The sequence below is a fragment of the Micromonospora sp. NPDC018662 genome (assembly GCF_044391475.1).
Taxonomy (GTDB): Bacteria; Actinomycetota; Actinomycetes; order Mycobacteriales; family Micromonosporaceae; genus Micromonospora.
On the sequence record NZ_JBISAC010000001.1, the window covers coordinates 1,058,747 to 1,080,098 of the forward strand.

19 protein-coding genes and 1 pseudogene are annotated in these 21,352 nt (G+C 72.7%); 9 read left to right on the top strand and 11 right to left on the bottom strand.

Going from position 1 to position 21,352, the window contains the following annotated elements; genetic code table 11:
• Positions 1–123: 123 nt before the first annotated feature.
• Entirely contained in the window at positions 124–1,053 is a 930-nt protein-coding gene (locus tag ACH495_RS05230; RefSeq protein ID WP_396856454.1) for an NAD-dependent epimerase/dehydratase family protein, read from the top strand.
• 24 nt (positions 1,054–1,077) lie between these two features.
• Here the strand turns inward: ACH495_RS05230 and ACH495_RS05235 are convergent, their stop codons facing one another.
• Positions 1,078–2,079, bottom strand: a complete 1,002-nt coding sequence (locus ACH495_RS05235; RefSeq protein ID WP_396856455.1) for a DMT family transporter — start codon at positions 2,077–2,079, stop codon at positions 1,078–1,080.
• Positions 2,076–3,107 carry a class II fructose-bisphosphatase gene (glpX, locus tag ACH495_RS05240; protein ID WP_396856456.1) on the bottom strand — a complete coding sequence of 344 codons (1,032 nt, stop codon included), beginning with the start codon at positions 3,105–3,107 and terminating at the stop codon, positions 2,076–2,078. The genes ACH495_RS05235 and glpX overlap by 4 nt, the downstream gene beginning before the upstream one ends.
• A 148-nt stretch (positions 3,108–3,255) precedes the next feature.
• Here glpX and ACH495_RS05245 point away from each other — a divergent pair, with 148 nt between their 5' ends.
• Both ACH495_RS05245 and ACH495_RS05250 read left to right on the top strand, forming a co-directional pair.
• Positions 3,256–3,882, top strand: a complete 627-nt coding sequence (locus ACH495_RS05245; RefSeq protein ID WP_396856457.1) for a DUF4245 domain-containing protein — start codon at positions 3,256–3,258, stop codon at positions 3,880–3,882.
• A gap of 89 nt (positions 3,883–3,971) precedes the next feature.
• Positions 3,972–4,814, top strand: a complete 843-nt coding sequence (locus ACH495_RS05250; RefSeq protein WP_396856458.1) for a hypothetical protein — start codon at positions 3,972–3,974, stop codon at positions 4,812–4,814.
• A gap of 209 nt (positions 4,815–5,023) precedes the next feature.
• Here the strand turns inward: ACH495_RS05250 and ACH495_RS05255 are convergent, their stop codons facing one another.
• Positions 5,024–5,236, bottom strand: coding sequence for an exodeoxyribonuclease VII small subunit (locus ACH495_RS05255; protein ID WP_396856459.1), 213 nt, complete (start codon positions 5,234–5,236; stop codon positions 5,024–5,026).
• 13 nt (positions 5,237–5,249) lie between these two features.
• Entirely contained in the window at positions 5,250–6,488 is a 1,239-nt protein-coding gene (gene xseA, locus ACH495_RS05260) for an exodeoxyribonuclease VII large subunit (RefSeq protein WP_396856460.1), read from the bottom strand.
• Between the two features lie 69 nt (positions 6,489–6,557).
• Here xseA and ACH495_RS05265 point away from each other — a divergent pair, with 69 nt between their 5' ends.
• A complete protein-coding gene (locus ACH495_RS05265) occupies positions 6,558–7,544 on the top strand; it encodes a 4-hydroxy-3-methylbut-2-enyl diphosphate reductase (RefSeq protein WP_396856461.1) in 987 nt (328 codons plus the stop codon).
• 38 nt (positions 7,545–7,582) lie between these two features.
• Complete coding sequence (locus ACH495_RS05270; protein WP_396856462.1) at positions 7,583–7,993, top strand: hypothetical protein; 411 nt, start codon at positions 7,583–7,585, stop codon at positions 7,991–7,993.
• 62 nt (positions 7,994–8,055) lie between these two features.
• Here ACH495_RS05270 and ACH495_RS05275 read toward each other — a convergent pair whose 3' ends face one another.
• Both ACH495_RS05275 and ACH495_RS05280 read right to left on the bottom strand, forming a co-directional pair.
• Positions 8,056–11,349 carry a S8 family serine peptidase gene (locus tag ACH495_RS05275; RefSeq protein WP_396856463.1) on the bottom strand — a complete coding sequence of 1,098 codons (3,294 nt, stop codon included), beginning with the start codon at positions 11,347–11,349 and terminating at the stop codon, positions 8,056–8,058.
• Between the two features lie 148 nt (positions 11,350–11,497).
• A complete protein-coding gene (locus tag ACH495_RS05280; RefSeq protein ID WP_396856464.1) occupies positions 11,498–12,676 on the bottom strand; it encodes a DNA recombination protein RmuC in 1,179 nt (392 codons plus the stop codon).
• A gap of 55 nt (positions 12,677–12,731) precedes the next feature.
• On the opposite strand from ACH495_RS05280, the gene ACH495_RS05285 reads away from it, so the two are divergent.
• Positions 12,732–13,544, top strand: coding sequence for a hypothetical protein (locus tag ACH495_RS05285; protein WP_396856465.1), 813 nt, complete (start codon positions 12,732–12,734; stop codon positions 13,542–13,544).
• A 71-nt stretch (positions 13,545–13,615) separates the two neighbouring features.
• Here the strand turns inward: ACH495_RS05285 and ppc are convergent, their stop codons facing one another.
• Entirely contained in the window at positions 13,616–16,402 is a 2,787-nt protein-coding gene (gene ppc, locus ACH495_RS05290) for a phosphoenolpyruvate carboxylase (RefSeq protein WP_396856466.1), read from the bottom strand.
• Positions 16,403–16,526: 124 nt separating this feature from the next.
• Positions 16,527–17,561, bottom strand: a complete 1,035-nt coding sequence (locus ACH495_RS05295; protein WP_396856467.1) for a hypothetical protein — start codon at positions 17,559–17,561, stop codon at positions 16,527–16,529.
• A gap of 51 nt (positions 17,562–17,612) precedes the next feature.
• Here ACH495_RS05295 and ACH495_RS05300 point away from each other — a divergent pair, with 51 nt between their 5' ends.
• Positions 17,613–18,653 carry a S66 peptidase family protein gene (locus ACH495_RS05300; protein WP_396856468.1) on the top strand — a complete coding sequence of 347 codons (1,041 nt, stop codon included), beginning with the start codon at positions 17,613–17,615 and terminating at the stop codon, positions 18,651–18,653.
• Here ACH495_RS05300 and ACH495_RS05305 read toward each other — a convergent pair.
• From ACH495_RS05305 to ACH495_RS05315, 3 genes are all read right to left on the bottom strand, one after another.
• Positions 18,647–18,862 carry a winged helix-turn-helix domain-containing protein gene (locus ACH495_RS05305; RefSeq protein WP_396856469.1) on the bottom strand — a complete coding sequence of 72 codons (216 nt, stop codon included), beginning with the start codon at positions 18,860–18,862 and terminating at the stop codon, positions 18,647–18,649. The genes ACH495_RS05300 and ACH495_RS05305 overlap by 7 nt on opposite strands.
• A gap of 706 nt (positions 18,863–19,568) precedes the next feature.
• Complete coding sequence (locus ACH495_RS05310) at positions 19,569–19,853, bottom strand: hypothetical protein (RefSeq protein WP_396856470.1); 285 nt, start codon at positions 19,851–19,853, stop codon at positions 19,569–19,571.
• A 157-nt stretch (positions 19,854–20,010) separates the two neighbouring features.
• Positions 20,011–20,919, bottom strand: coding sequence for a cyclase family protein (locus ACH495_RS05315; protein ID WP_396856471.1), 909 nt, complete (start codon positions 20,917–20,919; stop codon positions 20,011–20,013).
• Positions 20,920–21,024: 105 nt separating this feature from the next.
• Here ACH495_RS05315 and ACH495_RS05320 point away from each other — a divergent pair, with 105 nt between their 5' ends.
• Positions 21,025–21,150, top strand: a complete 126-nt coding sequence (locus tag ACH495_RS05320) for a hypothetical protein (protein WP_396856472.1) — start codon at positions 21,025–21,027, stop codon at positions 21,148–21,150.
• Positions 21,147–21,352 (top strand): annotated as a pseudogene (locus ACH495_RS05325) (hypothetical protein); the annotation flags it as partial. The gene ACH495_RS05320 and the pseudogene ACH495_RS05325, both read left to right, overlap by 4 nt.

Sequence of the window (21,352 nt, forward strand, 5' to 3'; positions counted from 1 at the left end):
GATGAGAGCGGCAATCAAAAGAGAGAGCACTGCTCTTGACTTTCCGTCGCTCCCCGAGTCATGCTCTTCTTCGAGAGCGGTGCTCTCCATTCGGACTACTGCTTCAGAAAAGGTGGACCTGACATGGCCCTGCACGTGATCGTCGGCGCCGGACCCGTCGGCACCGCCACCGCCCGACTTCTCGCCGAGCGCGGCGAGCGGGTGCGCGTGGTGACCCGGCGCGGCACCGGCCCGGAGCACCCGGCGGTCGAGCGGATCGCCGCCGACGCCGGCGACACCGACCGGCTCACCGCGCTGACCGAGGGCGCGGTCGCGCTGCACAACTGCGCCAACCCGGCGTACCACAGGTGGGCGACGGACTGGCCGCCGCTGGCCGCCGCGCTCCTCACCGCCGCCGAGCGCAGCGGCGCCGTGCTCGCCACCGTCGGCAACCTCTACGGCTACGGCCCGGTCGACGCGCCGATGACCGAGGCGACCCCGCTCGCCGCCACCGGCACCAAGGGCCGGATCCGCAACCGGATGTGGGCCGACGCCCTGGCCGCCCATCGCGCCGGTCGGGCCCGGGTCACCGAGGTACGCGGCTCCGACTACGTCGGCGTCGGCGGCACCTCGCTGGCCATGATGACGCTGCCCGCCGTGCTCGCCGGGCGGCGGGTGTTCCTGCCGGTCGAATGGGACGCGCCGCACACCTGGACGTACGTCCAGGACGTCGCCCGTACCCTGGTCGCCGCCGCCACCGACGCGCGGGCCTGGGGACGGGCCTGGCACGTGCCCAGCCCGCCGGCGGTCTCGATGCGGGAGCTGGCCGAGCGGTCGGCGACCCGGGCCGGCGCGCCGGCACCGAGGCTGATCCGGATGCCCTACCCGCTGCTCTGGGCGGCCGGCGTGGCCAACCCGTTCGCCCGGGAGCTGCGGGAGACCGCGCACCAGTTCGCCGGCCCGTTCGTGCTGGACTCGACCGCCGCCACCGCCACGCTCGGCATCGAGCCGACCCCGCTGGACCGGATCGTCGACGAGATGGTCACCGGCCTGCGCGCCCCGGCTCTGCGTTAGCCGGGCCCCCTGCTGACGCGTTGGTTAAGCGGGGGCCCCGCCTCTACCGGAGGCGTTAACCGGGGGCCCCGCCTTACCCCCGGCGGCGATGAGGACGGCCACCAGCGTCAGCGCGGCGCCGAGCAGGGTGTTGACGCCGGGGTGCGAGGCGGCGGTCGGCAGCACCACGTCCAGCAGCACCGCGCCGACGATCTGGCCGGCGATGGTGGCCAGGCCGAGCAGCAGCACCCCGGTGAACCGGACCAGCGCGGCGGCCAGCGCGATGAACACGATCCCGATCGGGCCACCGACATAGAGCCACGGCTCGTTCGGGAAGCCGCCGGCCGGCCGGCCGCGCACCGCCACCTCCACCGCGAACGTGGCGAGCAGCGCCACCGTGCCGACCGCGAAGTTGACGAGCGTGGCGGTCAACGCGCTGTCCGCCGCGGCCCGGACCTGGCCGTTCACCGCCTGCTGCCAGGCGATGCCCACCCCGGCGGCCAGCGGCAGCAGGGCCAGCGCCAGCGCGCCCGGGTCGCCGAGCCGGTCGCCCACCGCCAACAGCACGGCCAGCACGGTGAGCACCGCGCCGATCAGCCGGTTCGGGGTGACCGGCTGCCGTCCGGTCGGGCCGATGCCGGCGCGGTCGACCAGCAGGCTGCTGCCGGACTGCCCGGCCACCACCGCGACGGTGAAGACGGCCACGCCGAGCGCGCCGATGGTCAGCCCCTGCGTCGCCACCAGGAACGCGCCGCACACGCCGCCCAGGCACTGCCACGGCCGCAGCGTGCCGGTGCGCAGCGCGTCGCGCAGGGCGGCCAGCCCACGCCGGCCACCGGCGGTGGCCGGGACCAGCACCAGCAGGATCACCAGGCCGAGGCCGAACGAGACCACCGCGGCGGCGATCCCGTCGGCCAGCCGTACGCCCAACTCGCCGTTGATCCGGGACTGGAGCGCCACCAGGACGCCGGCGGCGGTGGCCAGCCCGACGCCGGCGATCCGCCGGCCGATCGACAGCGTCGGCCCCGCCGTCGGAGTCGCGGTCACTCCTGCTCGGCCAGCGGGCGCCCGTCGAAGTCGACCGACGAGTAGAGGGCGAGCTTCTCCAGCCGGTGGTACGAGTCGATCACCCGGATCGTGCCGCTCTTCGAGCGCATCACGATCGACTGGGTGTACGCCCCACCGGCCCGGTAGCGCACGCCGCGCAGCAGGTCGCCGGAGGTGACGCCGGTCGCCACGAAGAAGCAGTTGTCGCCGGTGACCAGGTCGTCGGTGAAGAGCACCCGGTCCAGGTCGTGCCCGGCGGCCAGTGCCTTCTCCCGTTCCTGGTCGTCCTTCGGCCAGAGCTTGGCCTGCATCATGCCGCCCATGCACTTCAGCGCGCAGGCCGCGGTGATGCCCTCGGGGGTGCCGCCGATGCCCATCAGCACGTCGATGTCGGACTCGCCACGGGCGGCCGCGATGGCGCCGGCGATGTCCCCGTCGGAGATGAGCCGAATGCCGGCGCCGGTGCGCCGGATCTGCTTCACCAGGTCGTCGTGGCGCGACCGGTCCAGCACGCAGACCGTCACCTCGGCGGTGTCGGTGCCCTTGACCTCGGCGATCCGCCGGATGTTCTCGGCCACCCCGGCGTTGATGTCGACCACGTCGGCGTACATCGGGCCGACCGCCAGCTTCTCCATGTAGAAGACCGCGCTCGGGTCGAACATCGCGCCGCGCTCGGCCACCGCCAGCACCGCGAGCGCGTTCGGCATGCCCTTGCTCATCAGCGTGGTGCCGTCGATCGGGTCGACCGCCACGTCCACCTCGGGACCGGTCCCGTCGCCGACCTCCTCGCCGTTGAAGAGCATCGGGGCGTTGTCCTTCTCGCCCTCGCCGATCACCACGACGCCGCGCATCGGGATCGAGTTGATCAGCTTGCGCATGGCGTCGACGGCGGCACCGTCGCCGCCCTCCTTGTCGCCCCGGCCGACCCAGCGGCCGGCGGCCATGGCCGCGGCCTCGGTGACCCGGACCAGATCGAGGGCGAGATTGCGGTCGAGATCCTGGGGCGTCCGCGTACCGGTGGTTGTCATGGCGGCCTCCTCCTCGCGACGTTGCGGGGTGGACCGGCGGGGATGCCGCCGGTTTTGTCGCTGATCCTCACACGATCTCAGGTTCGCCGCCCCGGCGGGGCGGAGGAGGCCAGGATCACCTCCCCCGTCGGGCTGCGACAATGGCCGGGTGGAACCCGCACAGCCTGCCGACCGCGTACCGTCCGACGCCACGCCGCCCGACGGCCAGCCGCCGGTGCGGCCCGGCGCCACCCCGCCGGACGGGCTGCCCGTGGGCCGGGAGAAGGCCCGCTCCGAGCGGTCCCCGAAGGACATGGTGCTGTCGCTGCTGATCCTGCTGGTCCCGATCGCCCTGCTGATCGCGTTCTACCGGGGCTTCCTGGGCGGCGACTCGCCGGTCACCGTCGACCCGGCGCCGGCGCTGGAGCAGGCCCGCGCGGCCAACGCCTTCCCGGTCGCCGCGCCCTCCGGGCTGGGCGACGACTGGCGTACGGTCAACGCCCGCTTCCGGACCGAGACGGACGGCGCCACGCTGCGGATCGGGTACGTGACCCCGGAAGGCCGGGGCGCGCAGCTCGTGGAGAGCAACGTGCCGGCGGAGAAGCTGCTGCCGGCCGAGCTGAGCGACGGCCAGCCGCAGGGTCCGGCCGACCTGCCGGACGGGCTGAGCTGGCAGCGGTACACCGCCCGCGGCAACGAGCAGGCGCTCGTCCTGCTGGAGCCGAACCGCACGGTGATCGTGGTCGGCGACGCCGGGGAGGCGGAGCTGCGTCGGCTCGCCACCTCGCTGCGCTGACGGCCCCCGGTCGGGGGAGCGGGATTGCGGAACGCCGCTTCAGGGAACAGAAGGGACACGATCCCGGACGACCACCTGGAGAGGTTGACGTGAAGATACGACGCTTCAGCGCCACCGCGTTCGCCGCGGCGCTGCTCATTCCCGGCCTGGCGGCCTGCAACGGCAACGGCACGTCCGACGCCTCCGCGACCCCGAGCGCCGGCGCCTCCGGCAGCGTCGCCCCCAGCGCCACGGCGTCCGGCAGCGCGGCCAAGCAGGCGCTGCTCGACTCCACGAACGCGATCCGGGAGGGCAACTTCCGGTTCGCCATGACGGGTGCCGGCTCCACCGCCGAGGGGCAGGTGCACGAGCCCAGCCAGAGCGCCGAGATGCGGATGACGATCGGCGACCCGTCGTCGGACCTGATGATGAAGCTGGACCTCGTCCACGCCAAGCCGGACAGCTGGGTCAAGCTGGAGCTGGGCGGCACCGCCGCCAACCAGATCCCCGGCGTGAAGAACCTCAACACCGGCAAGTACCAGCACCTCGACCAGAGCCGGATCAAGGGCAACCGGGCGCTGGGCTTCGACTTCGAGAAGGTCGACCCGGCCGGCAGTGCGGTGCTCACCCAGGGCGTCACCGACGTCCGGCAGACCGGTGATGGCGCGTACGAGGGCACCGTGGACGTGTCGAAGGCCGCCGAGGCGGGCTCGCTCGACCCGGCCGTGATCACCGCGCTCGGGGCGCAGGCCCAGTCGGTGCCGTTCACCGCCAAGGTCGACCCGCAGGGCCGGCTCAGCGAGCTGGTGCTCAAGATCCCGGCCGCCGGCCAGAGCGCCGCGCAGGACGTGAAGATCACCTACACCGACTACGGCAACGCCGCGGCGGCCCAGAAGCCCCCGGCCGACCAGGTCGTCGAGGCGCCGCCGGAGCTCTACAACCTGTTCAACTGACCGGAGGTCGTCCGGAGCACCTAGCACTTTTTCGCGGTATACCTCAGAGGCATAAATATGCCTCTGAGGTATACCGCGTTCCGGTGACATGGTTCCGGCCCCAGCCATGCTCAGCCGGCCCGGCCCGGCCCGGCCCGGCCCGCAGCCGTCCGGCCCTCGGCCGGACACGCCCCCTCGGCCGGACCCGCGCGGACGCTGATCGCGGTTGGTTACTCCTCGGCGCGCTGCCGGGCGGCGTCGATGCGGTCCCGGGCGCCGTCCAGCCAGCGCTGGCAGATGCCGGCGAGCTGCTCGCCCCGCTCCCACAGGGCCAGCGACTCCTCCAGCGAGGTGCCGCCCGCCTCCAGCCGTTCCACCACCGAGGCCAGCTCGGCGCGCGCCTGCTCGTAGCTGAGCTGCTCGTCCTTGGTCTTCTCAGTCATCGGTCCCATTCCATCAGCCGTCGACGGTGGCGGTCAGCTCGCCCTCGGCGAGGCGTACCCGCAGTGGATCGCCCTTGGCCACCTCGGACGCCGCGCGGACCACGTGGCCGTCGGCGCGCTGGACGATGGCGTAGCCACGGTCGAGCGTGGCCGCCGGGGAGAGCGCACGCAGCCGGGCCAGCGTGTGCCGCAGGTCGTCGTCGGCGGCGCCCAGCCGGTGCTCCAGGCACCGGCCGGCGCGGTCGCGCAGCGCGGTGACCTCGACGGCGCGCTGGTCGACCATCACCCGCGGCCGGGCCAGCACCGGGCGGGAGCGGAGCAGGTCGACCCGGTGCTGCTCGCGATCCACGAGATGGCGCACGGCCCGCTCCAGCCGGGACCGGGCCTGCCCGATCAGGCGGACCTCCTCCGACAGGTCGGGCACGATCCGCTTCGCCGCGTCGGTGGGCGTGGAGGCGCGGACGTCGGCCACGTAGTCGAGCAGCGGCGCGTCGGTCTCGTGGCCGATCGCGCTGACCACCGGCGTGCGGCAGGCGAAGACCGCCCGGCACAGCGCCTCGTCGGAGAAGGGCAGCAGATCCTCGATGCCGCCACCGCCGCGGGCGATGACGATCACGTCGACCGTCGGGTCGGCGTCGAGCACCTTGAGCGCGCCGACGATGTCGGGCACCGCGCCGGACCCCTGCACCGCCACGTTGACGGTGCGGAAGTCGACCGCCGGCCAGCGGCGGCGGGCATTGGTCAGCACGTCGCGCTCGGCCGCCGAGGCCCGCCCGGTGATCAGGCCGACCCGGCCCGGCAGGAACGGGAGCCGCCGCTTGCGGGACCTGTCGAACAGCCCCTCGGCGGCCAGCAGCTTCTTGAGCTTCTCCAGCCGGGCCAGCAGCTCGCCGAGACCGACCTGGCGGATCTCGTCGGCGCGCAGGCTCAGCGTGCCCCGCGCGGCATAGAACTCGGGCTTGGCGTGCAGCACCACCCGGGCGCCCTCGCGCAGCTCCGGCGCGCCCGCGTCGAGCACGTCACGGTTGGTGGTGACGGTCAGGCTGAGATCGGCCGACGGGTCACGCAGGGTGAGGAACACGGTGGCCGCGCCGGGCCGTCGGCTGATCTGCGCCACCTGGCCGTCGACCCACACCCAGCCGAGCCGGGCGATCCAGGCGCCGACCTTCTGGCTGACCACCCGCACCGGCCACGGCTCCTCGGGCGTGCTCCGGTCCTGGGGCGTGCTCCGGCCCACCTCACCCGTGCTCACCCCGCCCACCCTACGGCCCGGGCCCGACAGGCCAGGCGACGGCGCTGCCGGCGCACGTACGATGGTCGGGTGACTGACGCTGAGACGACTCCCCGGACCGGCAAGCGCGTGCTCCTGGCCAAGCCCCGCGGCTACTGCGCCGGGGTGGACCGGGCGGTGCAGACCGTCGAGGAGGCGCTGAAGCTCTACGGCGCGCCGATCTACGTCCGCAAGCAGATCGTGCACAACAAGCACGTGGTGCGCACGCTGGAGGCGAAGGGCGCGATCTTCGTGGAGGAGAACGAGGAGGTGCCGGAGGGCGCCACCGTCATCTTCTCCGCCCACGGCGTCGCCCCCGAGGTCTACGAGCAGGCCAAGGAGCGCTCGCTGAAGGCGATCGACGCCACCTGCCCGCTGGTCACCAAGGTGCACCACGAGGCCCGGCGGTTCGCCCAGCAGGACTACGACATCCTGCTCATCGGGCACGAGGGGCACGAGGAGGTCATCGGCACCGCCGGCGAGGCCCCCGCCCACATCCAGCTCGTCGACGGCCCGGACAGCGTCGACCAGGTCACCGTGCGTGACCCGGAGAAGGTGGTGTGGCTCTCCCAGACCACGCTCTCGGTCGACGAGACGCTGGAGACCGTGGCCCGGCTCAAGCAGCGTCTGCCGCTGCTCCAGTCGCCGCCCAGCGACGACATCTGCTACGCCACCTCCAACCGCCAGCACGTGGTCAAGGAGATCGCCCCCGAGTGCGACGTGGTGATCGTGGTCGGCTCGCGCAACTCCTCGAACTCGGTCCGCCTGGTCGAGGTGGCGCTGGACGCCGGCGCCCGCGCCGGCCACCTGGTCGACTTCGCCCACGAGATCGACGACGCCTGGCTGGCCGGCGCACGCACCGTGGGGCTGACCTCCGGCGCGAGCGTGCCGGACGACCTGGTCCAGGACGTGCTCGCGCACCTGGCCGAGCGCGGCTTCGTCGACGTGGAGGAGATCACCACCGCCGACGAGCGGCTGACGTTCTCACTGCCGCAGGAGCTCAAGCGCGACATGAAGGCCGCGGCGGCGCGCGGCTGACCGGGAACGGATCCGGCGTCCCACGCGTCCAACCGACCATGAAGACTCCTCGGACGGCGCTCGTCGCCCTGCTCACCGGTGTCGCGCTGACCGCCTGCGCCGGCCCGGGTGACGAGCCCGTCGGCCCCAGCCCGAGCCCGACGGGAGCCGCCCCGGTGACCAGCCAGCCCGACCCCGTACCCAGCACCGGCCCGAGCCGCCCCAACCCGACCTGGAAGGGCGGCCCGTCGACGCCGCCCGGCGTCGGTGGCACCACGCTCAGCGGCACCATCCGCGCCGGCGTCGAGCCGAACTGCCTGCTGCTCGACGACCACCTGCTGGTCGGCGGCCCGCGCGACCTGCTCAAGGCCGGCGCCAAGGTGGAGGTCACCGGTCGTCCCGAGCCGGGCATGATGACCACCTGCCAGCAGGGCACCCCGTTCGTGGTCGAGTCGGCCCGCCCCGCCTGACCCGCGTACGGCAGGAGCCCCGCCCCCCGGGAAGGGGGACGGGGCTCCCGTCGTGACAGCGGCTAGTTGACCGCGTGGATCTCCACCGAACCGCGGCCGACGACCGCGCCCTCGGTGGTGGTGACGGCCATGTCACCGAAGAGCTCCCGGCCGGCGGCCGGGGTGGAGAGGGCGGTCACCGCACCGGTGAGGGTGGCGGTGGCGCCGTTGGCCAGGGACAGCGGCGTGGCCGGCGCGGAGAGCGAACCCAGCGCCGGGGACGCGAACGAGTCACGGTAGTCGTACGCCGTGCCGCCCGCGGCGACCGCGTAGCCCTCGATGACCACCCGATAGGTGGCGGCCACCGGGTTGGCCAGCGTGACGGCCTCCTCCGAGTCGCCGTCGGCCGAGCGGCCCACCTCGGTGGTGCCCCGGAAGATGTACAGGTCCAGGTCGGCACCGAGGTCGGCGGTGTTGCCGATCCGGGCGGAGAACGAGGTGGTCCCGGCTGGGATGTCCACCGTGTACTCCTGGGTGGCGCCCTCGGTGATGGTCGGCCGCTCGGCGCGCACGCTGGACAGCGGGCCGCCGACGCCGGTCACCTGGACCGGGCCGAACGTGTTGGTCAGGTTCCAGCTCACCGGGGCCGGCGTGCCGGCGGTCACCGACGGCAGCTCGACCACGGCCGGCTCCACCTGCACGCCCTGCACGCGGGCCTGAATGGTGAACGGGTTGTCCAGCGCCGGCGAGGTGCGTCGCGCCTCCACCTCGATCTCCCAGACGCCCGGGATCGGGTTCTGGTAGTCGCGCTCCTGCGGCTTGCAGGCGGCGGCGTCGGAGAAGTTGGTGTAGCAGGCGGTGCTGGCGGTGCTCTCGACCGGCACGCCGTACGGGTTGATGGCGATGAACCGGGTCTGCGAGCCGGTGGCGATGCCGGACAGGTTGACCTGGAGCGCGCCCGCGCCCTGCGGAACCGTCACGAAGTACGACGTGAAGCCGTTCCGCTCGACCGAGCCGTTGGCCGAGTACGAGTACGCCGGGCCGGTCACCGCGTTCGAGGCGACCACGACGGTGGCGACCTCGAAGTCGACCACCGAGGTGGCCGGGTCGTCGACGGTCATGATCGCGCCGTGCGCGCCGACGGTCATCGGCTTGGCCTTCACCTTGACGGTGACGGTCGAGTTGAGCGGCAGCCAGACCTCCTTGGGGGCGGTCCAGGTGCCGTCGTTGCCGCGGAAGTCGACCAGGTGCTTGACGCCCTTGTTCGGGCCGCTGGTGCGGGTCAGCTTGACCTCGTAGTAGCGGCCCTCCTTGGCCTTCTGCCCACCCCGGTCGGCGGCGCAGCGGTTGTAGACGCCGGTGCCCACGTTCGGGTTCGGCACGAACGTGCCGGAGGCCCGGTCGTAGCGGGTCAGGTTCGGCGACAGCTCGGTGCAGACCGCGGCCTCGGAGGTGTAGGTGCGGGTCTGCACGCCGGCGGCGAGCAGGCTCCACGCGTCGGGCACGTTGACCATGCCGTAGCCCTGGGCGTACGTCGGGACGTCCGCGATCGGCTTGGCCGAGGTGTAGACGGCCCGGCGCAGCGCGGCCGGGGTGACGCCGGTGCCGGTCGCCTTCGCGGCGGACAGCAGCAGCGCGGCGGCGCCGGTGGCCTGCGGCGAGGCCATCGAGGTGCCGTTCAGCATCTGGTAGCCCGGGGGCAGCGGGTAGCCCGCCTCCGGCACCGGACCGCCGGCCTGCCAGGTCGGCGCGGTGGAGATGGCCGAGCCGGGGGCGGTGATGTTCGGCTTGAAGCCGCCGTCCTCACGCGGGCCGCGGGAGGAGAAGTTGAACAGCCAGTTGTCCTTGCGGACCACCGAGCCGTAGTTGGCCAGCCAGGTGTCCTTGCTGACGTTCGCGGCGACGCTGACCACGTCGGTGGCGACCGACGGGTCGCCGACGGTGTTCAGGCCCGGGCCGGAGTTGCCGGCCGAGATGAACAGCTGCACACCGTAGGTGTTGATCAGGTCGTTGTAGAGCACGGCGCGCGCGTTCGCGCCGTCGTTCAGCGCCGGCAGGCCGCCGATCGACATGTTCACCACGTCGACCTTGCGGTTGATCACCAGGTCGACCATGCCGGTGGTGAGCGCCGCGGCGGTGCAGCCGCCGCCCCACGAGCAGGCCCGGGCGGAGACCAGCTTGGCGCCCGGGGCGGCGCCGTCGAAGGCGCTGTTGCCCAGCATGTCGTTGGCGGCGGTGATGCCGGCGACGTGCGTGCCGTGGGTGCTCTCGACGATGCCGATGTTGACGTAGTCGACCAGGCCGGGACCGCCGACCGGGGTGGTGTCGACGTTGCGCCGGTACTCGACCACGAACGGGATCTGCTCCCGTACGGCGGTGGCCGCGTTGTCGGTGCCGAACTGGCCGACCTGGAACTTCTCCTTGTACGGCCGCATCACCACGTCGTCGGTGAAGTCGTTGTTCTGGTTCACGTCGACGCGGATGTCGCCGTTGGCCGGGTTGTAGAGGATGCCCCAGGCGTCGGTGGTGTCCCCGTCCCGGTTGACGTCGCCCCGCGCGTCGCTGCCGGCGGTGATGTTCTCGCGGAACACGTTGAACCTGTAGGTGCCGGCCGGCGCCGTCCAGGTGCCCAGCGAGTTGCTGAACGACGGGCCGGTGACCTCGGTGGTCATCGGACGCCAGGAGGCGTCCTCGAGCGGGTCGGTCGCGGTGACCCAGTCGACGATCTTGCGCTCGCCGGTGGTGGTCTGCTGGAGGGCCGGCTGGTTCAGGTCCACACCGGAGTCCATGATGCCGATGGTGACGCCGCGGCCGTCCCACTCCGGGTGGGCGGCCTTGAACGCCTCCGCGCCGGTCTCGTTGGTCGGCATGTACGGGTTGACCGCGCCGGTGTCCGCACCGGGGCCGGCCAGCGTCTCACCCTGCTCGGCGGCCTTGGCGCCGTTCGGGGCGGCTTCCGGGGCCGGGTCGGGGAGCGTGATGGTCTCGTCGAGGTCGACGGCGGCGACGCCGGGCAGCGTGGCGGCCTTGAGCGCCTTGGCGGTGGGCACCTTGGCCAGCACGTAGCCGACCTGGTCGTACCGCTGGCTGACGGTGGCGCCGAGGCCGGTCAGGCCGTCGACGACCTTCTTGGCCGAGCCCTTCCTCGCCGCGATGATCATCGTGACGGTCGGCGCGTGCTTCGCCTCGGCCGCGTCGAGCAGCTTGGCGTCGTGGGCGCCCAGGGCCTTCGCGGCGGTCGGCTGCGAGGGTTGGGGGGCGGCAGGGGCCGCGCTCGCGGTTGCGGCGCCACCCCCGACGGTCATGGCCCCGGCCGCGAGGACCGAGGCGAAGAGCGCGGCGGAGGGACGCCGGCTCCGATTGCGGGGTTGACTCACGTTCTCTTCCTCCAGAGAACAGGGCCCTTCGAGGGACAGGGCGCGTGTGACGCAGATCCTTCGTGTCGCGTCGAGTCGTGTCACTACCGGGAATGGGTTTGTGACCACTCCGTGACAAGGATCGGCCGTCATCGTCACGCCGACCGTGTTAGACGTCGATGCCTGCCGGCCGTTCGGCCGATGTGGACGGGCCGTTCAACAGCTCCGGCGCCTGCGGCTGCCGGGGTGCCAGCTCGACCTGGGCCGGGGTGGCCAGCTCGTCGCCGGAGACGCCCAGCTCGGCCAGCTTGCGCGCGCTGACCAGCACCCGGGCCTCCAGCGAGCCGACCGCCCGGTTGTATGCCGTCACCGCCCCGCTCAGCGAACTGCCCAGCTTGCCGACGTGGTCGCCCAGCGTGGACAGCCGCCCGTACAGCTCGCGGGCCAACGAGTGGACGGTGGCCGCGTTGCGCGCCAGCACCTCCTGCCGCCAGGAGTAGGCGACCGTGCGCAGCAACGCCACCAGCGTGGCCGGGGTGGCCAGCACCACGTTGCGGGCGAACGCGTGCTCAAGCAGCGAGGGGTCGCGTTGCAACGCCACGTCGAGGAACGGGTCGGCCGGCACGAACAGCACCACGAACTCGGGCGTCTGGTCGAAGGCGGTCCAGTAGGACTTGGCGGCCAGGCTGTCCACGTGGGCGCGTAGGTGCCGGGCGTGCGCGTCGAGCTGGGTGTCGCGCCCGCGCTCGTCGCGCGCCTCCATCGCGGTCAGGTAGGCGTCGAACGGCGCCTTGGCGTCGACCACCACCGTGCGCCCGCCGTGCAGCCGCACCACCAGGTCGGGGCGGACCCCCTGGTGGTCGGTGGCGGCGGTGACCTGCTCGCTGAAGTCGCAGTGCTCCAGCATGCCGGCCGCCTCGACGATCCGCCGGAGCTGGTGCTCGCCCCAGCGACCCCGCACCTGCGGCGCGCGCAGCGCGGCGACCAACTGCTTGGTCTCGGTGCGCAGCTCACCGGAGACCGTGCTCATCGCGCGCACCTGCTCACGCAGCTCGGCGTAGGCGTCGACCCGGTCGTGCTCCAGCTCGGCGACGCGTTGCTCGTAGCGGCGCAGCGAGTCGTGCAGCGGCGCGACCGCGCGCGCCACCGCCTCCTGGGACTGCGCGGTCGCCTCGTAGCTGAGCGCCCGCATGGACTGCTCCAGCCGCCCCTCGCCCTCCCGGGTGGCCGCCAGCGTCGCCTCCAGCCGGGCCACCTCGGCCGCCGACCGGCCCCGCGCCGCCAGCCAGCCCACCGCGCCGCCGGCGGCGAGGCAGAGCACCACCACGGCCAGCGTCGAGAAGCTCATGCCGAAGAGCTTGCCAAACGGGTACGACGTGCGCGCGCTGGGTACGTTCGAGGTCATGGAAGGTGCCCTGTGGCTGTTCCTGATCCTGATGCTCGGAGGTGCGTTCGTGTTCTGGCGGTGGGGGAGCAGGTCCCGACGGGCGAACGAGCTGGCGGACGCGCGCGCCGAGGCGCAGCGCTGGTACGAGCGGCTCGGTGGCCAGTTGATGAACCTGCACGGTGACCTGCCGGCGGTGCGCCAGGCGCTGGCCGACGCGGGTGAGCGCTACAACGCCGCCGGTTCGCAGCTCGAGCAGGCGCGCACCCCGCACCAGTTCGCGCTGGCACGGGAGACCGCGCTGGAAGGGCTGGCGTACATCCGGGCGGCGCGGACGGCGATGGGCATCGACCCGGGCCCGGAGCTGCCGCCGCTGGCCGCCGCGCGCGGGGTCGGGCAGCTCACCAGGGAACGCGAGGTGAACGTGCAGGGCCAGACGTTCCGGGCCGGCCCGCAGCCGGGCAACCACACGCCCTACTACTATCCCGGCGGCCACATGCAGGGCCGGCCGGTGCCGGCCGGCTGGTACTCGACGCCGTGGTGGAAGACCGCGTTGGGCGCGGGCGCCGGTGTGCTCGGCGGCATGCTGATCGCGGACGCGCTCTTCTCGCCCGCGTTCGCCGACCCGGGCTACGGCTACGAGTCCGGCTACCAGGAGGGCTTCCAGGACGGGTTCGGCGACGGCCAGGACTACGGCGACCCGGGCGGCGGCGACGTCGGCGGCCAGGGCGACTACGCCGGCGGCCAGGGCGATTTCGGTGGCGGCGACTTCGGTGGCGGCGACTTCGGCGGGGACTTCGGTGGCGGCGATTTCGGTGGCGGCGACTGGTAGCCCGCGCCGCTGGTGTTAAAAGGGGCCCCCGCCTATGCAGAATGCGTTAAGCGGGGGCCCCTCCTTACCGCTCAGCCGGTGTTGCGCATGCCGGCGGCGATGCCGTTGACGGTGGTCAGCAGCGCGCGCTCCAGCGCCGTACCGTCGTTCGGGGCGCGCCGGCCGCCCGGCGCGGTCGCCACCGCCCGCCCGGCGGCGCCGGACTCGCGATACTGCCGCAGCAACGCCACCTGAAGGTGGTGCAGCGGCTCCAGGTAGGTGTCCCGCACCGCGAGCGTGCGCTGGAGGACGGGCGAGTTCTCCAGCAGGGCCGGCGAGGCGGTGACCGCCAGCACCTCCCGCTTGGTCAGCTCGTACTCCTCCTCGATCTTGGCGAAGATCGGGTGCAGCGGCTTCGGGACCAGCGTCTCCACGTAGCGGCGGGCGATGCTGAGATCGGTCTTGGTCAGCATCATCTCGACGTTCGACAGGAACGTGCGGAAGAAGTGCCAGTTCCGGTTCATCTCGGCGAGCACGTCCGCCAGCCCGGCCTCCCGCGCGGCGGCCAGCCCGGAACCGACGCCGAACCAGCCCGGCACGATCTGCCGGGTCTGCGTCCAGCCGAACACCCACGGAATGGCGCGCAGGCCGGACAGGCCGGCGCCGGTGTTCGGCCGCTTCGCCGGCCGGGAGCCGATGTTCAACGCGCCGAGCAGCTCGGTCGGCGTGGACGCCCAGAAGTAGGCCGGCAGGTCCGGGTCCTCGACCAGCGACCGGTAGGACCGGAAGGCGGAGGAGGACACCACGTCCATCGCCGCGTCCCAGCGCTCCAGCATCTCGGCCGGCTGCCGGGGCGCGGTGTGCAGCAGCGTGGCCTGGAGCACGGCGGCCACGGTCAGCTCCAGGTTCTCCCGGGCCAGCGCCGGCAGCGTGTACTTGTCGGAGATGACCTCGCCCTGCTCGGTCACCTTGATCGCGCCGTCCAGCGTGCCGTACGGCTGGGCCAGGATCGCCTCGTGCGTGGGGCCGCCGCCCCGACCGACCGTCCCGCCCCGGCCGTGGAACAGCCGCAGGTGTACGCCGTGCCGGGCGGCCACGTCACGCAGCGCGCGCTGGGCCCGGTGGATCGACCACTGGCTGGTGGTGATGCCGGCCTCCTTGTTCGAGTCGGAGTAGCCCAGCATCACCTCCTGCACGTCGCCCCGCGCCGCGACCAGCGCCCGGTAGGCCGGCAGCGACAGCAGCTCGTCGAGCAGCTCACCGCCGGCGTTCAGCTCGGCCGGAGTCTCCAGCAGCGGCACGATGCCGACCCGGGCCCGCCCGCTCTGCACGTCGACCAGGCCGGCCTCGCGGGCCAGCACCACCGCGGCGAGCACGTCGTCCACGCCCAGCGTCATCGAGATGATGTACGACTCGATGACCTCGGGACCGAACCGGTCCTGCGCCTCGCGGATCGCGGAGAACACGTCGAACGTCTTGCGGGCCGACTCGGTGAGCGGGCTGTCCTGGGTGGAGAGCGGCCGGCGGCCGGTCAGCTCGTCGGCGAGCAGCTTGGTGCGCTCCAGCCGGGTCAGCGACGGGTAGTCGGAGACCTCGCCGACCGTCTCGTAGAGCTGCGCCAGCACCTCGTGGTGCTTCTCGGCGTGCTCCCGGATGTCCATGGTGGCCAGGTGCAGCCCGAACGCGGAGACCGTACGGATGGTGGAGGCCAGCCGCCCCACGGCGGTGAGCTGCCCGGAGTTGCGGGCCAGCGAGGCGCGCAGCAGCTCCAGGTCGGCGATCAGCTCGGTCGAACCCCGGTAGTCGCGGCCCGGCACGTGCGGCGTGCCGGCGCGCAGCCGCTCCCGGGTGTTGGCCAGCTTCGCCTTCACGCACCGGGCCTTGAGGCGGTAGGGCTCCTCGGCGTTGACCCGGCGGAACCGGGGCGCCACCTCGGGCAGCGCGTCCAGGTCCTTGGCCAGGCTGGCGGAGAGGTCGAGCGAGACCGCGCGCAGCCGGCGGGAGACGCTGACCTCGCTGATCAGCTCGTCCATCGCCTTCTCGGTGGCCTCGATGCCGTGCTCGTGCTGGATGCGCAGCACCTCGCGGGTGACCGTCGGGGTGACGAACGGGTTGCCGTCGCGGTCACCGCCGATCCAGGTGCCGAACGTCAGCGGGCGGGCCGTCGGCGACGTCTCCACGCCGAGCGTGCGCAGCGTGTCGGCCAGGTCGTCGAGGACCTGCGGGGCGGCCTCGGCGTGCAGGTCGCGCAGGTAGTAGATGGCGTTGCGGGCCTCGTCGGTCGGGTCCGGCCGGTCGAGCCGCAGCTCGTCGGTCTGCCACATCAGATCGAGCAGCTCGGCGAGACGGCGGTTGGCCGGGCCCTCGTCGCTGGCGCCGTAGAGGATGGCGTTGGCGGTCTCGGCGTCCAGCTCGTCGGCGACCGCGCGCAGCTTGGACAGGATGGACCGGCGGGCCGCCTCGGTGGGGTGGGCGGTGAAGACCGGGCGGACGGCCAGCCGGCGGGCCGCGGCGGCGATCTCCTCGGCCGGCACGCCGCGCTCGGCGATCATCTTGGCCGCCTGGTCCAGCCAGCCGCCGTGGGTGGCGCGGCGGCGGCGCAGGTCGCGGGCGCGGTGCACCTGCTCGGTGATGTTCGCCAGGTGGAAGTAGGTGGAGAAGGCGCGGGCCAGCTTCGTGCCGGTGGTGACGTCGAGCCCGGCAAGACGCTGCGCGGCGGCCGGTGCGTCGGAGCGGACCTGGGCGCGGATCTCCTCGACCAGGTCGAGCAGCGGGCGGCCCTCCTGGCGGGCCAGGGTCTGCCCGAGCAGCGTGCCGAGGCGGCGGATGTCGGCCCGGAGAGCGGCGTCGGGGCCGTCGTGGTCGTGCTGGTCGGTCACGGGTGCGCTCCTTACGCGAGGACGAAGGACAGCGCTGTCCGACTCCCCTGGATGGTATCCGCGCGGGCCCCGGACGGAGGAGGGGGACGGCGTGATGATCTGCACTCTGGGACGGGCCGACCGGTCATCGGTCGACGGCGGCGTGCCGTCCCGTACCGGCCCGCGCAGCCCGTCGCCGGGCCCGGAACACCGTGGCGGTGAGCAGCCCGACCACGCCGACGACCACCCAGACCAGCAGCCCGGTCAGCGCCCAGCCGCCGCCGCGCCAGTCGAAGTAGATCGCCGACTTCAGCAGGTCGGTGGCGAGCCCGGGCACGTTCCAGCGGTGCATCCCGCGCAGGAACGCGGGCAGGAACTCGGGCGCGTAGATGCCGCCGGAGCCGGGGTTGCCGAGCACCACCAGCAGCAGGATCACCAGGCCGGTGCCGAGCAGCCCGAGCCACGCCTGCACGGCCGCCGCGACCATCCCGGCGGCGAACGCGGCCAGCGCGCCGACCACCGCGATGGTCGGAACGTCGTGGTCGAACACGTCCAGCACCGGCCCGACCAGCACCGCGCCGATGATGCCGAGCAGGATGGAGTGCACCGCGAGCGTGGCGATCCGCAGCCCGGCCCGGCGCAGCCCGCGCGGGCTGGTGCCGAGCGAGATGCCCAGCGCGGTGGAGGCCAGGTAGCCGCCGAGCACCACGCCGACCGCCAGGTAGAACGGGACCAGGCCGCGCGGGTCGCCGGTCGACACCGGCACCTCGTCGGTGACCTGCAACGGCACGCCGGCCTGCTGGGCGGCCTGAGTGAACACGTCGGTGACGAGTTCGGTGGCGGCGGGCGCGCCGGCGCTGGCCGTGGTGAGGCTCAGGCCGCCGGGGGTGGAACCGAGCACCGCGTACACCGACCGGTCGTTGAGGCCGTCGTCGGCGCGGGCCCGGCTGTCGTACCCGATCGGTTTGATCGTGTCGGTGCGGGCGCGGACGGCGGTCATCACGGCCTGCGCCTGCTGGTCGGAGGTCACCACGGCGACCGGCAGGTCGCGCGGTTCCGGCTTGTGCAGCGCGCCGACGTAGGCCGCGATGAACGCGCTGGCCAGCGCCAGGGTGCCGAGCACCAGCGCCGCCGTGCGGGGCAGCCAGTCCCGGGTCCGCAGCTCCGGCTCGTCGTCCACGCGCCCAGCCTATGGCCGAAAATCGCTGGTGCGGGCCGATAGCGTCGGATCATGACGCCGCCGCGTTACCCCACCAAGCCGCAGCCGGGCTACCGGGTCGCGGTCGTCTCGCCCTCCGCCGGCCTGCCGGGTCTCTTCCCCCACGTGTACGAGTTGGGCCTGCGCCGGCTCCGCGACGAGCTGGGTCTGGTGCCGGTGGAGTACCCGACCACCCGGCAGATGGGCGCCGACCCGCGCGACCGGGCCCGCGACCTGACCGCCGCGTTCGCCGACCCGACGATCACGGCGGTGCTCGCCACCGTCGGCGGCGACGACCTGATCACGGTCACCCCGTTCCTCGACGACGACGTGCTGCAGGCCAACCCGAAGCCCTACTTCGGCTACTCCGACAACACCAACGTGCTCAACCACCTCTACCGGCTCGGGATCGTGGCGTTCCACGGCGGGTCGGTGCTGGTGCACCTCGGCCGGCCCGGCCGCCCGCACCCGCTGACGTTCGACTCGCTGCGCGCCGCGCTGTTCACCACCGGCTGGTACGACCTGACGCCGGCCACCGAGTGGGGCGACCAGCCGCTCGACTGGCGCGACCCGGCGACGCTGACCGAGGAGCCACCGATGCTGCCCGGCGAGGGCTGGCGCTGGCACGGGCCGGCCCGGGTGGTGCAGGGCCGCACCTGGGGCGGCAACCTGGAGATCGTGCACTGGCTGGCGGCAGCTGGCCGGGTGCCGTCCGCCGCCGAGCTGGCCGGCTCGGTGCTGCTGCTGGAGACCTCGCAGGAGATGCCGCCGGCCAAGGAGGTCTTCCGGATGGTGCGGAACCTGGGCGAGCGCGGCCTGCTGGCCGGCTTCCCGGCGATCGTGGTCGGCCGGCCCAAGGCGTGGTACTTCGACCGGCCGCTGTCCGTCGCGGAGCGACTGGCCTGGGGCGAGGCGCAGCGGGCGGCGATCCTGCGGGCGCTCGGGCCCTACACCGACGAGCCGGTGGTGGTCTTCGACGTCGACCTCGGGCACACCGACCCACAGGTGATCATCCCGTACGGCGGGGAGATCCGGGTCGACGCCGTCGACCGCCGCATCGCCGTGCGCTACTGACCCCGCACGAACACGCCTTCGCCCTGCCGGCCCTCGATCAGCCCCTCGGCTTTCAGGATCAGCAAGGCGGTGCGGACCGATCCGTAGGAGACGCCATACGTTTCGATCAGTCCCTGCGTCGTGGGTAGCTGATCTCCCGGCTTCAACGTTCCCGCTTTGATCTGGTTGCGGATGGCCGACGCCACCTGCTCGTACTTTGGTGTGTTCACGGTGACTCCCTGGCTCGCGGAGCCAAGTAGATCACCGGAAATCGACAGCGTCTACAACGTCGACAGTGTCGACAATGTCGACGGAGAGCGACAGGCTCTGGCCTGCTTGCCCTGGCTCGCAACCGGGTGGGTGTCGTCAGATGAGGCGGCCCGGGGCGGAGGTGGCACTCCGCTCCCCGGGCCTTGACCGGGAAGGACGCCCCGGCCCATGAGCAACCTACCGAACAACGCCCACCCGCCCTGGTGTCTGTGCGGCCCGGGCTGCGCCGACGGGCAACGGCCTGCACCTGTCCCGCCTCGTCGGCACGGCGGTCCGGGGCGACGAGGTGATCCAGGCCGGCATCGGCCGGACGTCGGCCCCACGTCACCGGTCGGTCTGCTACTCGAGTTCTCCGCCGGTGCGGACGTCGAGCGGTGGCCGCTCGACCTGCCGCATCCCGCGCGCTGGTCCGCGCGTCCCAGCGCCTGCTCCGCCGCCTGGACCCAACACTGTCCCGCGCCGCCTAACTCCCCACCCCTGTCGCTCGCTCGGTGGAACACCATGAGTGTCTCGGCCCTCGTTTGACACCCATGGCGTTCCACTCACCGCGTCGGAGGGCGGTCAGTGGAACACCATGGGTGTCTCGGCTCCCGTATGGCACCCACGGCGTTCCACTCACCGCGTCGGTGCTTCGGGAAGACGGGTGTTGGCGTGCCGGTGCGGCCGTTACTTCGGGGGAATGAAGTGACGCGGTTCGGCGGTGAACCGGTAACCCGTCGGCGGTAGCGCGCCCAGGCCGGTCAGGTGTTCCACGATCGGGATGCCGGCGGCCAGGAGCGTGGTCCGGCCGGCCGGGAATGGGCGGGTGATCAAGGAGTTTGCGTCGCCCACGGAGATCGACTCCGACGCAAACTCCTTGATCACGCCGAAGAAGTGGGGTGGGAGCGGGAAAGGGGGCGTGATCATGAGGTTGACGGCATCGATGGAGACCAACGTCGCTGTCAGCTTCATGATCACCTCATCGGGGGTGAGGGGTGTCCTACTGATCTGGGAGTTGTGGTACCTGCGATAACGGCACGAAGCCGACATTGGTGGGGCCACAGCTCCAAGATCGACGGAAAGCTGGCGGGTGGGGGGCGGGACAGAGCGGCGCGGGGGGCGGGGCGGGTCAGGCGTCGACGGTGGCGAAGGCGCGGACCGGGAACGTGCCCATGCCGGCCACCCTCGGTGGGGCGGCGGTGAACCGGAACCCGCTCGGTGGCAGCTCGGACAGGCCGGTCAGATGTTCCACGATCGGAATGCCGGCGGCCAGCAGCGTGCTGTGTGCCGGGCGCTCACCGGCCGCCGCCGCGGTCATGTCGTCGATGTTGATCGAGTCGATGCCCACCAGCGTCGCGCCGGCCTCGACCAGCCAGGAAGCACCGTCACCGGTCAGGAACGGCGCCTCCGCGGCGGCGTACCGGTCGGTGCCGAAGTGCGTGTCCCAGCCGGTGTGCAGCAGCACCGCCCGCCCGGCCACCTCGTACGGGGCGAGCAGCAGGCGGTCCACCGCGCGGACCCCGGCGGGGACGCGTACCACCAGGCCGGGCAGGTCGGCCAGCCGATCCAGGGGCACCCCGGCCAGGTCGGGGCCGTCCGCGAAGCGGTGCGACGGCGTGTCCACGTACGTGCCGGTGTTGGCGATCATGTCGATGCGCCCGACGTGGAACTCGACGCCCGGCGCATACCGTTCCCGGGACGTCTCCCGGGTGAGCCAGTCGGTGATCCGCGGCGCCGGCCAGCCGGGCAGCGTGACCAGGCCGTCGGTGATCTCGTGACTCAGCTCGACCAGACGTCGCCCGTCGGCGGCCGGGACGGCGGTGCCGCGCCCGCCCTTGTGCGGCTCCTCGACGACGGTCCGGTTGCTGATCCGCACCTCGCCGACCATGAGCAGCCCGAGGTGCCGGACCAGCAACGCGGCCAGCTCGTCGTCGGTGATCTCGGGGCCGGGCACGTCCAGCCGGAACCCGTCGGTGCGCAGGCCGCCACCGTTGACGAAGTCCACCTCGGCGTCGAAGACCGCCCGATACTCACCCATCCATCCACCGCACCACGCCCCCTCCACCCCGTCAAGAAGCGCCGCAGATTCACGGAGCTTGTCTCATCCTGTTTGTGCTGGTCGGGGGGTCTTGACGATGGTGTGGTGGGTGTCGAGTCGCTGACCACGGGCGTGGTGATCTCCGCGGTGATCATCTGCCGGGTGCGGGCCGGTGTGCGGGCGTGGCGTCCAGGCATGAAGGAGGCCCTCGGCGAGGATCGCTGGTCGTGACACACATCAATCTGCCCGCCGAGGGCCCGGCACTGGTCTATCAGGCCCGGTTGCCGTTGTCGACCCAGACCCTGACGATCGCCGGACAGGCCCTGCGGCGCCACCGGCGCGAGGTGAGGTCACGGTGGCGCAAACTACCCGACCTGACCTGCGTCCTGATCGTTCTCGCCGTGCTACGCAAGGGAGAACGACCGGCTGACCT

What these genes read in the sequence shown, in the direction of transcription:
- ACH495_RS05230 (WP_396856454.1), top strand. Translation starts at nt 124, where the DNA reads ATGGCCCTGCACGTGATCGTCGGCGCCGGACCCGTCGGCACCGCCACC.
- glpX (WP_396856456.1), bottom strand. Translation starts at nt 3,107, where the DNA reads ATGACAACCACCGGTACGCGGACGCCCCAGGATCTCGACCGCAATCTC.
- ACH495_RS05255 (WP_396856459.1), bottom strand. Translation starts at nt 5,236, where the DNA reads ATGACTGAGAAGACCAAGGACGAGCAGCTCAGCTACGAGCAGGCGCGC.
- ACH495_RS05270 (WP_396856462.1), top strand. Translation starts at nt 7,583, where the DNA reads ATGAAGACTCCTCGGACGGCGCTCGTCGCCCTGCTCACCGGTGTCGCG.
- ACH495_RS05280 (WP_396856464.1), bottom strand. Translation starts at nt 12,676, where the DNA reads ATGAGCTTCTCGACGCTGGCCGTGGTGGTGCTCTGCCTCGCCGCCGGC.
- ACH495_RS05285 (WP_396856465.1), top strand. Translation starts at nt 12,732, where the DNA reads ATGGAAGGTGCCCTGTGGCTGTTCCTGATCCTGATGCTCGGAGGTGCG.
- ACH495_RS05300 (WP_396856468.1), top strand. Translation starts at nt 17,613, where the DNA reads ATGACGCCGCCGCGTTACCCCACCAAGCCGCAGCCGGGCTACCGGGTC.
- ACH495_RS05310 (WP_396856470.1), bottom strand. Translation starts at nt 19,853, where the DNA reads ATGAAGCTGACAGCGACGTTGGTCTCCATCGATGCCGTCAACCTCATG.
- ACH495_RS05315 (WP_396856471.1), bottom strand. Translation starts at nt 20,919, where the DNA reads ATGGGTGAGTATCGGGCGGTCTTCGACGCCGAGGTGGACTTCGTCAAC.